General features: G+C 66.2%; 8 protein-coding genes. 6 read left to right on the top strand and 2 right to left on the bottom strand.

Annotated features, from left to right (window positions below; all coding sequences use genetic code 11):
- Position 1 precedes the first annotated feature (1 nt).
- From THITHI_RS0110810 to THITHI_RS19805, 5 genes are all read left to right on the top strand, one after another.
- A complete protein-coding gene (locus tag THITHI_RS0110810) occupies positions 2-610 on the top strand; it encodes a response regulator transcription factor (protein ID WP_018233109.1) in 609 nt (202 codons plus the stop codon).
- Positions 611-730: 120 nt separating this feature from the next.
- Positions 731-2503 carry a retention module-containing protein gene (locus THITHI_RS20215; protein WP_026186269.1) on the top strand — a complete coding sequence of 591 codons (1773 nt, stop codon included), beginning with the start codon at positions 731-733 and terminating at the stop codon, positions 2501-2503.
- Between the two features lie 236 nt (positions 2504-2739).
- Positions 2740-4527: a retention module-containing protein gene (locus tag THITHI_RS20210; protein WP_083908711.1), complete on the top strand. Its 1788-nt coding sequence runs from the start codon at positions 2740-2742 to the stop codon at positions 4525-4527.
- Positions 4528-4630: 103 nt separating this feature from the next.
- Positions 4631-4957 (top strand): hypothetical protein, encoded by a 327-nt coding sequence (locus tag THITHI_RS0110795; protein ID WP_018233108.1) that lies wholly within the window; start codon positions 4631-4633, stop codon positions 4955-4957.
- Positions 4958-5004: 47 nt separating this feature from the next.
- Positions 5005-6738, top strand: coding sequence for a 2OG-Fe(II) oxygenase (locus THITHI_RS19805; RefSeq protein ID WP_051079932.1), 1734 nt, complete (start codon positions 5005-5007; stop codon positions 6736-6738).
- A gap of 29 nt (positions 6739-6767) precedes the next feature.
- On the opposite strand, the gene THITHI_RS0110785 is transcribed toward THITHI_RS19805, so the two are convergent.
- Both THITHI_RS0110785 and THITHI_RS0110780 read right to left on the bottom strand, forming a co-directional pair.
- Entirely contained in the window at positions 6768-8660 is a 1893-nt protein-coding gene (locus tag THITHI_RS0110785) for a bifunctional diguanylate cyclase/phosphodiesterase (RefSeq protein ID WP_018233106.1), read from the bottom strand.
- 10 nt (positions 8661-8670) lie between these two features.
- Positions 8671-9354: a transglutaminase-like cysteine peptidase gene (locus THITHI_RS0110780; protein WP_018233105.1), complete on the bottom strand. Its 684-nt coding sequence runs from the start codon at positions 9352-9354 to the stop codon at positions 8671-8673.
- 348 nt (positions 9355-9702) lie between these two features.
- Here THITHI_RS0110780 and THITHI_RS0110775 point away from each other — a divergent pair, with 348 nt between their 5' ends.
- Positions 9703-11133 (top strand): TolC family outer membrane protein, encoded by a 1431-nt coding sequence (locus tag THITHI_RS0110775; RefSeq protein ID WP_018233104.1) that lies wholly within the window; start codon positions 9703-9705, stop codon positions 11131-11133.
- Positions 11134-11446: the final 313 nt, after the last annotated feature.

Genomic DNA, 11446 nt, shown 5'->3' with positions numbered 1-11446 from the left:
GATGCAGGTTTTCCTGATCCACAGTGACACACAGCCGTCGCCGCGCTGGACGGAAGCATTTCCGGACGCGCGGATCATTCGGGATTCACACCCGTCCGACGTGCCGGCGGGCACCGAGATGTGCTGGATTGGTGCGGACCTGCCGGACTGGCCGGCCCGGGTGCGCGAGCGTGCACGGACGCATCGCGTGGTGGTCCATTCGCGCCGTCCCCATGATGACGAGGGAATCGCCGCGTTCGATGCCGGCGCCCACGGGTATTGCCACAGCCTGGCGAATGCGGCGCAACTGCGTGCCGTGGCCTCGACGGTGGCCGGGGGCGGGTTGTGGGTGGGCCCGGGGCTGATGGCGCGCATGATCCGCACGGTGCGCCGGGCGCAGCCGGACCCGGAGCGGCCCCCGGCGGGCTTCGAGCGGCTGACCGCGCGTGAGCGGGAAGTGGCACTGGCGGTCACCACCGGGGCCTCCAACAAGGAGATCGCGCGGCAGCTTGGCATGACGGAGCGCACGGTCAAGATGCATCTGGGCTCCGTGTTCAGGAAACTGCAGGTGCATGACCGGGTGCAGTTGGTGCTGCACCTCACCGGTGCGGAGCGTCTCAGTCCGGCCTGAGGCCCCGCACCGGAACCCCGCCGCGAATCTACACTTCGGTACATCTGCCGGACGGGTGAATCACGCGCTATTATTAAGCTAATGAAGTATTGAATTGCTGCCCTCCAGGAGGATTTCCCCATGGCTACCGAAGTGGCCGCAACGGTTACGAATGTGTTTGGCGAGGTGCTGGCCCGCGATGCGGACGGCAATGTCCGCGTGCTTGCCGTGGGCGATGAGATCCGCCTGGGCGAGCAGATCATCACCGCCGACGGCGCGTTCATCGCGCTGTCCTTCGAGGACGGTCCCGGCCTGATGCTGGCCGGCGGGGAACAGGTCACGATCACGGAGGACCTGCCCGCAAGCCTCGAACCCGATCCGACAGCCACCGGTGTCGGACAGGCCACGGTGGAAGAGATCATCGCGGCCCTGGAACGCGGTGAGGACATCACTGACCTGTTGCCGCCCCCGGGCGTCGGTGCAGAAGGCGGCGAAGACGGTGGCGGCAGGTTTGTGCGTATCGCGCGCATTGTCGAGCCTGTTCCTCCTGTGGGGTATGAATTCCCGAGCAACGTGTTTCCGGGGCCCGACATCGAGGGTGCGGGCGGCGTGGGCGTGCTGCAGGAGCCCGAGCCGGAGCCGGAGCCGGAGCCGGAGCCCGAGCCCGAGCCTGAGCCCGAGCCTGAGCCCGAGCCCGAGCCCGAGCCCGAGCCCGAGCCTGAGCCCGAGCCCGAGCCCGAGCCCGAGCCCGAGCCTGAGCCTGAGCCTGAGCCTGAGCCTGAGCCTGAACCTGAGCCTGAGCCTGAGCCTGAGCCTGAGCCCGAGCCCGAGCCCGAGCCCGAGCCTGAGCCTGAGCCGGAGCCGGAGCCGGAGCCCGAGCCGGAGCCCGAGCCCGAGCCCGAGCCCGAGCCCGAGCCTGAGCCTGAGCCGGAGCCGGAGCCGGAGCCGGAGCCGGAACCGGAACCGGAACCGGAACCCGAGGATCCCGAGTGGTCACCCTCAGCCCACTCCGTGGGCGCCAGTGATGTGCAGGGGACCATGGCGAACGCCCTTACGCTGAAGGTGACGGGCCATCAGAGCGCATCCGTCTTTGAGACAGCCGCGGGTTTCCTTGCGGTCGATCATGCGGGGGCCAGCGACAACCCCGAAGGTATCGAAGGCGGCGAAGCGCTGTTGCTGTCACTCAGCCAAGGTACGGCCACTTCCGCGACGTTCGAGATCATGGGCCCGATCCATGGCGCCACCTACCATGTCTACGGTGAGGATGGCGCACGCATCGGCGACGCCCGGGATCTGGGTGCGGATATGGAGGGGGACTTCCTCACCGTGGACATCGGTGAGCCGTTTGCCTACATCGCGTTCCAGGGTGGCACTACCGGCCAGGGTTTGGGCGGCGAGAGCAGCGACTTCGCGGTGAAGCCCGTGGAGATCGTGGTCGGCGAAGGTGTCGAGTCCGCGGCGATCAGCACCCTGTCAGACACGGCGGATGTTGTTGATGTGGATGAAGATGACGACGAGGAGGGCCGTGAATCCCTGGAGAGCCCGCTGGTCAGCAACGAAGGCCCGACCGTGTTCAGCTGGACCGCGGACCATGCGGGCAGCCCGGGCGAACCTTCCCAGTTCGTCATCCAGGGCTTCACCCTGGGCACGTTCGGGGAGGACCCCGGTGCCGACAAGCTGGATCTGACCGACCTGCTCCAGGCCGAGAGCGAGGAAAGCCTCGATCAGTACATCATGGCGGTCGAGGAGGACGGCAGCACGGTCCTGCATATCTCCTCCATGGGCAATCTGGGTGACGGCCTGGATCAGGCCGATCAGCTGATCACCCTGGAAGGCGTGAGCATGGGCGAGATGGATTCCTTCGATTTCATCCAGTCCCTGCTCGATGACGGTCAGCTGGAGATCGATCAGTAACGCCGGAGAGCCGGGCGCAGTAACATCAGGGGCCTCGTTGACAGGATGTTGGCGGGGCCCCTTCTTTGAGCGGGCGCCGGATCCTCCCTGAAGCTGCGTGTCACCGGTGCGCAGCCTTCCAGCCCTGTCTGAAGCCCCGCAAACCTGTACTTCGGTACAGCTGCCGGACTGGTGGATGACCTCCTAGCATATTATTAGGAAAACATTGCAGTTGGTGACTCCAAGAGGAAATCCCTATGGCTACCGAAGTGATCGCGACCGTTGCTAATGTGTTTGGCGAGGTGCTGGCCCGTGATGCGGACGGCAATGTCCGCGTGCTCGCCGTAGGCGACGAAATCTATCTGGGCGAGGAGATCATCACCGCCGACGGCGCCTTCATCGCGCTGTCCTTCGAGGACGGTTCCGGCCTGATGCTGGCCGGCGGCGAACAGGTCACGATCACCGAGGAAATGGTGGCAGGTTTTGAGCCCGACCCGCAGGGTGCCGCGATCGGCCAGGCCACGGTGGAGGAGATCATCGCGGCCCTGGAGCGCGGCGAGGACATCACGGACCTGTTGCCGGCCCCCGGCGCCGGTGCCGGCGGCGGGGGGAATGGCAATGAGGGCGGGAGTTTCGTGCGTATCGAGCGCATTGACGAGCCCGTTCCCCCGGTGGTGTACAACTTCCCGGGCAACGAATTTCCGGGGCCGGGCATTGCCGGTGGCTTGAACATCCTGGAAGAAGCCGAGCCTGAGCCCGAGCCTGAGCCCGAGCCTGAGCCTGAGCCTGAGCCCGAGCCGGAACCCGAGCCGGAACCCGAGCCTGAGCCGGAGCCGGAACCCGAGCCGGAGCCCGAGCCGGAGCCCGAGCCCGAGCCTGAGCCCGAGCCGGAACCCGAGCCGGAACCCGAGCCGGAACCCGAGCCGGAACCCGAGCCGGAACCCGAGCCGGAACCCGAGCCGGAACCCGAGCCGGAACCCGAGCCTGAGCCTGAGCCCGAGCCTGAGCCTGAGCCTGAGCCCGAGCCGGAACCCGAGCCGGAACCCGAGCCGGAACCCGAGCCTGAGCCTGAGCCCGAGCCTGAGCCTGAGCCTGAGCCTGAGCCGGAACCCGAGCCGGAACCCGAGCCGGAACCCGAGCCGGAACCCGAGCCTGAGCCCGAGCCCGAGCCTGAGCCCGAGCCCGAGCCTGAGCCCGAGCCTGAGCCCGAGCCTGAGCCTGAGCCCGAGCCGGAACCCGAGCCGGAACCCGAAGACCTTCCCCACGCGATCTCACACGTCGGATTCCTGATGGTGAACGAGGCGGGCGAAGAGCTCGTGGTGAAGGTCGAAGGGTACGAGCCGAATACAAACGACCCGAGCCATCCGACCACGCTCTACGATGCCCTGGAGGCATGGGCCAGCGACAACGGGTACGACGGTTACGAGGTGTCGGATTACGTCATCAAGGCCGGGCCGAACTTCTATTCCTCGAGCGGAGAAGAATTGGAGTCGGACGACCTTCCGGACTGGGTGGAGTTGACTCCCGGTGGGCAATCAATCAAGGGGGATGAATCGGTCGATTACGACGACTTGGTGTCCGACTACGGTGCCGGTACGTTGGGGATGATGTCCACCATGGGCATGGAGGGTGAGGAAGGGGACCCTGATGACGAACAGGAACCCTTGGAGAACCCGCTGGTCAGCGACGAAGGTCCGAACGTCTTCAGCTGGAGTCCGGACGATGCGGGCACCACAGGTGAACCGTCCCTGTTCATCATCCAGGGCTTTACCCTGGGCGAGTTCGGGGAGGGCTCCAACGCCGACATGCTGGATCTGGCCGACCTGCTGCAGGACGAGAATGAGGAAAACCTCGACCAGTACATCATGGCGGTCGAGGAGGACGGCAACACGGTCCTGTATATCTCCTCCACGGGCAACCTGGGTGACGGCCTGGATCAGGCCGATCAGCTGATCACCCTGGAAGGCGTGAGCATGGGCGAGATGGATTCCTTCGACTTCGTCCAGTCCCTGCTCGATAATGGTCAGCTGAACATCGACCAGTAACGCCGGAGAGCCAAACGCAGTACCATCAGGGGCCTCGTTGACAGGATGTTGGCGGGGCCCTTTTTTCAGCAGGCACCGGATCTCCCCTGGTGAGGAGGCACGCATGTATGTAAAGCGCGATCACACCGGTGCCATCTCCATGACCTGCCGGGAACCCGGCCCGGACTGCACGGAATGGGTCGAACCGGATTCGCCGGAACTCAAGGCCTACTTCGCGCTCGAACCCGATGCGTTGGCTCGGGCGCTGGAGGAGTCGGACCGGGAGCTGGTCCGGGTGCTGGAGGACCTGGTGGAGGTGCTGACGGACAAGGGGGTCATCCGCTTCACGGATCTGCCGCTATCCGCCCAGGAGAAGCTCCGGGGACGAAAGCGGCTTCGTGCTTCCGGACAGGGCCTTGACCTGATGGTGGATGATGACACGGACCTGTAGGCCGGGCGGTGCATGGTGCTGCGGCCGACACGCGTGGAGAAACTGATGTGAAGGTCACGAGGTTGAAGAAGCGGGCTGCCGACACAGCCCCGGTCGCGCCCCGGCAGGCCTACGAGGGGAGCATCGCGCTGTCGGACGACCCACCCGTCGCGATCATCGATGACTTCCTCTCGCCTGAGGAATGCGCGGCCATCGTGCGCAGGGCGGCGGCCGGGATGAAGCGGGCGAAGGTGTCCCTGGATGACCGGAGCACCATCGTTCCCGGGCGTTCGGGCGAGAACTGCTGGCTGCGGTATGCCGATGACCCGCAGGTGCGCGACATTGGCGAACGGGTGGCCGCCGTTGTCGGCATCCCCCTTGCGCATGCCGAATCCCTGCAGGTGCTCCGCTACGCGACGGCCGAGGAGTACCGGCCCCACTACGATGCCTACGACCTGACCTCGCCGAGGGGGCAGCGGTGCTGCCGGCGTGGCGGCCAGCGCATGGTGACCGCGCTGCTGTACCTCAACGATGTCGAGGAGGGCGGCGGCACCGCGTTCCCGAAGCTGGACGTGGAGGTGAGCCCCCGGCGGGGGCGGCTGGTGATCTTCAACAACACCCGTCCCGGCGAGCTGAAGGCGCACCCCGGCAGCCTGCATGCGGGCCTGCCGGTGCTCAGGGGCGAGAAGTGGGCCGCCAACCTGTGGTTCCACGCGCGTCCCATGAGCGAGGTGCAGAACTTCGACACGTGGGACATCTGGGCACCGGCGGCCCGGCGCCGGTCCGCCCGGGCGGCCGCCACGCGGTCAGGAGCGGCGCGCGGTGGCGCTGCGGGGAGTATCCGGCTGCACGTCAACCGGGCGAAACCGATCTTCGAGTCGGCGCTGGCAACCGCCCGGTCAGGGTATCCGGACGCGGCACCGCCGGTCACTTTTGTGTACTGGGATACCTATGGCGGGAAGTCGCTCGATATCCCCCCCACACCCGGACGGCGCATCGTCCGACTGATCGACCGCCGCATCACCAACAGCCTCGGCGACAAGCGCAACCTGGCACGGCTGCTGAAAACCAATCGGCTTGCGCATCTGGCGCCGCCGACGTTTGAAACGGTACAGGAGGCGCAAGCGTATTCCGACCATCGGGAGATGGTCTGGTTCGTCAAGTCCGTGTTCGGGACGGCAGGAAGGGACATGTACTGCCTGCGCGGTGATGGCCTGGATTCCCTCTCGCTGAAGGAGAACCAGATCCTGCAGGCGGGGGTCGAGAACCTCGATCTCATTGACGGGCGCAAGTTCACGATCCGGATGTACTGCGTGGTGTGGAACGGCGCGGTGTATCTGTATGACGGCGGCTTTCTCCTGACACACGGATTCCCCTACGAAAAAGGCAGCACCGACTACGCGGTACAGATCGACCATCGGGGCTACGATCGCGATCACAGCCCCGTGGAGCTGATGCCGCTTGCGGATTTCGAGCACCGCGATGCCGTTCTTGCGCGGGTCCAGGCCTGCGTCAGGGACCTGGGGCCGATACTGGAGCGCACGAGAAGTGCGTCCGGAGTCGATGCCTACACCGTGCTGGGCATGGATTTCCTGCGCCTGGATGACGGGTCTGTGAAGCTGCTGGAGATCAACACGATGCCCAACTTCATTCACCGTCAGGTACGCGGCAAGGAAGTCATGGAAAGGGTCAATGTGCCGTTCTGGGCGGCGGTCCTGAAAACCATCCTGGGTGCCGGGGATGCGAGTGCCGAACTGATCGAGGTGCAGCCTGAAAGCCTCACCCGGGCGGCGGGCGGCTGAGATCCCTGGCGCGGCAGGCGCCGTAACCGCTACACGGCGCGCCCGGTCATGGCGTCCAGGCCCAGTTCCGGCAGTTTCTCCAGGTCCTCGGGCGTGTCACAGCCTTCGGCGATCGCCAGGATGCCGATGGAATGGGCCAGGGTGCACAGGCCTCGCACCAGGGCCCGCGCCTCCGCCGATCCGCGGGTGGCGGCAATCAGCGCCCCGTTGAGTTTCACGTAATTCACGCCAAGGCTGCTCAGATCGTGCTGGCGGAAGGTCTCGGGGCCGGCGTGCTCCAGACCGATCCGGCAGCCGGTACCCTGGGCGATGCGGCAGATGTCGCGCAGTTCGCCCGGGTGCTGCAGGGCGCTGCGGGCCGGAAACTCCAGCCACAGGTGGCCGGCCACCTCGGGGGAACTGCCCAGTGCGGTCTCCAGACGATGGCGGAACCCGGTGTCGCACAGGGTGCGCACCGACAGATTGATGGCCAGGGGCTGCTGCTCGCGCCGGATGCGTGCCATGGCCGCCTCAAGTACCGCCTGATCCAGACTCTGAATCAGATCCAGGCGCTCGGCCCACGGCATGAAGTACCCGGCCGCACATTGTTCGCCCTCCAGGGTGAGGCGCATCGGGGCCTCGGTGTGCAGCAGCTTGCCGCCGGGATCCACCACCGGAAAGCTGCCCAGGATGATGCCGCGCTCATCCAGGGCGCGGGTGATCGCCTCGCGCCAGGCCTCCTGACCGGTATACGGGTGGGCGGCGTGGGGTTCATGTTCGGCCCGGTCACCGCCGTCCATCTCGGCGCGCGCCAGGGCATTGTCCACGCGGGCCAGGATCTGACCGGTGTCATCCCCGGCCTCGAACGGGGTGGCGCCGACGGTCAGGCGAAGGCCCTCGGGCGCCTGCCCGCCCAGGGCGCCGCGCACGGCCGCGAGCACCGAATCCGCGTAGAGCTGCGGGTCGGTGACGTTCTCCGCGAACAGGGTGAGGTCCGAACCGTTCAGGCGTCCCGCCGCGCCGTAATCCGTGGTTGCGGCCTCGTGGTCCAGGACCTCCGCGATCCGCTGCAGCAGGGTGTCCGCCCCGGCGTGTCCCACCTGCCGGTTGAGCGCCGCCAGGTCCTGCACCCGCAGCACGACCAGAATGCCCGCGGTTCGGGCGTGCCGGCTGTCAAGGGCGGCCTGAAGGCGGGCCAGGAACGGCTCGCGTCGCAGAAGGCCGGTGACCGGATCGTGAAGCAGGCGGTTCTCCAGGATCTCCAGCCGTGCGGATTCCTCCATCAGCATCAGGCGGACATGCTCGGACAACCGGTTCATCGCCCGCACCAGGGTGCGGAACTCCAGGGTACGCGGCTCCCGGATGGTGACGAAGCGACGGGCGCCGATGGCGCGGGCCTGTTCGACTACGTCGTTGAGCGGGCGCACCAGACGCCCAAGCAGGAAGCTGCCCAGCAGGCCGATCAGCAGCAGCCCGGCAGCGAAGATGCCGATCAGGCGAAGCGTGCCGCTCCACAGCGACTCGTAGGCGTAGGTGGTCTGGCTCTCCACATAGAGGGTGCCGAAGGATCGCCAGCCGTCGGAGATATGCGCGACGCCGGGACGGATGTCGAATGCCACCATGGACACGAACCAGTCGGGCACCCCCTGCGGCGCCGCCGGGTTGTGGCGCTCCTGAATCACCTCGCCGTCGGGCGCAACCAGCCGGATGCGGCGGTAGTGGCCGGTGTCGAACTGCGCCGCGACCTGCAGCTCCACGGTGGTTTCGTCCTTGGGGAGCTGCGACAGCGACAGGGCCAGCGATGCGGCGTTGTCGATGTTCTTGGTGTGCAGTTGCTGAATCAGATAATTGCGGGCCGACAGGGTGCTCACCACGATGCTGACCATGAGTGCCAGCAGCAGGAGGATGGCGACGGCGATCCAGAGCTGTTTTCTCAACGACATGGTGTAGCCCTCACTCGGTGCCTTGAGTATCCGTGATCGGACGGTTCAGGTCGATGCCGTCCGCGTCCATCTGTTCGAGCACCCGGCGCCAGCGCGACAGGCGGGCGGTGGGATCGGCGGCGGAGCGTTCGGCTCCGTCGGGCCAGAGCCCCTCGCTGTTGAAACTGAAGATCGGCGTCAGGTCGTCGCGGCGGGAGGCGGGCTCGATAAAGGTGACCAGATTGTCCAGCACCAACGGCTCGGCACCGGGATCCGTGAAGTAGCCAAGCACCATGTGCGCCTGCGTGATGTTGCTGCCGGGTCCGCCCATGCGCGCGACCACATAGAACAGCCGAAGGCGCTCATCCGGCACCCCGAGCTTGCGCAGGCTCACGTACTTGGCGATGGTGAAGTCCTCGCAATCCCCCGCGCCTTTGTCCAGCGCCTCCAGCGGCGTGGCCCAGAAGTCCTCCTGGCCCCAGGTCACCCGGTCGTCCTGGTAGAGGAGCATGCGGTTGAAGAACTCGTTCACCTCGCGGATCTGGGTCCGCTCATCGTCGTCGGCCACCCGTTCCAACAGGTCACGCCAGTGGCGCACGCGCTCGGCGGTCTCCGGCCCGTGGCGTTGCGCCGCGATGCGTTCCAGGCGCTCAAAGTCGTCCAGCCCCGCCAACTGAGTGCTGGCCGCCAGGCCAAGGATCAGCAGTGCCAGCAACAGCAGATGGCGCGGACACCGAAAGGCGGGGCTGGGCAGTCGTCTCGGTAACAAGGGCCGGGGCGCCGTGGGATGAGGGGTTACCGGTTGATGATGGGCGAAGGGCGGGTGGAATGCCAGAACAGGGCGCCTGCCCGGGACGTCATCCAGGTGTAATCGGTTTGTGGATCATGTATGCCGTGCAAGTGTTGAGAATCTCTTCACAATTATTGCAAGGTCACGCGGAACGTCCTATTCTTGCAGGGAGCGAATACTGTCCTGCATGGAAGGGTGGCTTGGGCAATCCGGGCCGCCGGGGACAGTGACCTTTTTCGTTAGGGGAGAATGACGATGACCAGAAGTGGGTCCATGTCCGGCAGGGGACGCCTGTGCGCGTTGGCGGCGGCCGTTGCACTGTGTGTGGGAGGCACGGCGCAGGCCGAAGCCCCGGAACCGCTCCGCCAGGCGGCGATCGAGGCGGTGGCCTCGCATCCCGATGTGCAGCAGCGTTGGCACGCGTTTTTGGCGGCAGGCAATGAACGGGATGGCGCGCGGGGTCTCTTTCTCCCGAAAGTCGATCTCAACGCACGCGGCGGGTATCATCGCCAGCGCTATCCGCGGGATGATTTCGAGGATTTCTCCCGCAACCCCCGCGCGGTCGATGTCACCCTGACCCAGATGCTCTATGACGGCTTCGGCGTGCGCAGCGAGGTGGTCCGCCTGAGCGAGATCCAGCGGGTGCGCTACTTCGAGCTGCAGGAAGCTTCACATCAGGCCGCGCTGGAGGCGGTGCGGGCGTTTGCCGATGTGCAGCGCCAGCGGCAACTGGTGGACCTGGCGCAGGAGAACTACGACGCGCACAAGGGCGTCTATGATCAGGTCGTCGAACAGACCGAGAGCGGTGTCGCCCGTGCCGTGGATCTGGAGCAGGCGGCCGGCCGTCTGGCGCTGGCCGAATCGAACCTGCTGACCGAGCGCCAGAATCTGCATGACGTGAACGCGCGCTACTACCGGGTGGTGGGCATGGCACCTCCGCCCGGGCGCGTCGATCTCCAGGGTGTCTTCCCGGAGGAACTGATGCCCGCCACGCCTGCCGAGGCCCTGACCGCAGGCATCACTATGAACCCGGGGATGTTCGCGTCGCTGTCCAACATGGAGGCGGCGCAGCAGCAGCATAATGTGGCCCGCGCCGCATACCACCCGCGCGTGGACTTCCAGGTGCGTCATGGATGGTCGAATGACATGCTGCCGCGCGAGGACGTGCGAACCATCGATACATTGGCGCAGGTGGTGCTCACCTGGAACCTGTTCCGGGGCGGCACCGACAAGGCCCGCGTGCAGCAGTACACCGAAGAGTTCGACGCGGCCCGTTACCGCCAGGAAGAGGTCTGCCGCAACGTCCGCCAGACGGTTTCCGTGGCCTATAACGACATCCGCTCCCTGACCACGCAGCTGCGTTTTCTGCGCCAGCACCGCAACTCCTCGGATCGCGTGCGCACCGCGTACCGTCAGCAATTCGGTATCGGCCAGCGGAGCCTGCTCGATCTGCTCGATACCGAGAACGAGTACTTCGAGGCCAGCCGCGCCTTCGTGAACGCGAGTTACGACCTGGAGATCGCGAACGCCCGGGCCCTGGGCGGCATGGGCAGGTTGCTCGATGCACTGAATATCGCGCGCGAGAACATGCCCACTGCGGAGGAACTGGGTCTCGGGCCCGATTACCGCATCGATCCGGAGAATGTCTGCCCGCCGGAGGTTCCGGAGATGGTGGGTACCCGGCACGAAAGCATCTTCCAGTAAGTCCCGACCGGTTTTCTTCCGGTGCGAAAGGCACGCCATTGGCGTGCCTTTCGTCTTTCTGCGGTCGGGTGAATGGCCCCGGAACACCGTCGATGGACCGTCCCGGGCCGCGTGAGTGGTTCTGACTGCGGGGCATCGTGCGCTGTTCTCAAGCTCCTCCGTCCCCAACCGATGCTCCTTGCCGGCGCTACCCTCTGCCAGGGCCAGGACGGCATGATCCCCGGTTTCAACGGAATTGCGTCCCGCCCGTGTGAACGCGGGTGGGACATCAGGCCACGATGTTGATCAAGATCAATCGGTGGAGGCGCCGGAG

Origin of the sequence: Thioalkalivibrio thiocyanodenitrificans ARhD 1 (assembly GCF_000378965.1) — a bacterium.
Lineage (GTDB): Bacteria > Pseudomonadota > Gammaproteobacteria > Ectothiorhodospirales > Ectothiorhodospiraceae > Thioalkalivibrio_A > Thioalkalivibrio_A thiocyanodenitrificans.
Note: the sequence above shows the minus strand (reverse complement) of the source record. Positions and strands in the feature narration are given on the sequence as shown.

What these genes read in the sequence shown, in the direction of transcription:
- THITHI_RS0110810 (WP_018233109.1), top strand. Translation starts at nt 2, where the DNA reads ATGCAGGTTTTCCTGATCCACAGTGACACACAGCCGTCGCCGCGCTGG.
- THITHI_RS20215 (WP_026186269.1), top strand. Translation starts at nt 731, where the DNA reads ATGGCTACCGAAGTGGCCGCAACGGTTACGAATGTGTTTGGCGAGGTG.
- THITHI_RS20210 (WP_083908711.1), top strand. Translation starts at nt 2,740, where the DNA reads ATGGCTACCGAAGTGATCGCGACCGTTGCTAATGTGTTTGGCGAGGTG.
- THITHI_RS0110795 (WP_018233108.1), top strand. Translation starts at nt 4,631, where the DNA reads ATGTATGTAAAGCGCGATCACACCGGTGCCATCTCCATGACCTGCCGG.
- THITHI_RS0110785 (WP_018233106.1), bottom strand. Translation starts at nt 8,660, where the DNA reads ATGTCGTTGAGAAAACAGCTCTGGATCGCCGTCGCCATCCTCCTGCTG.
- THITHI_RS0110775 (WP_018233104.1), top strand. Translation starts at nt 9,703, where the DNA reads ATGTCCGGCAGGGGACGCCTGTGCGCGTTGGCGGCGGCCGTTGCACTG.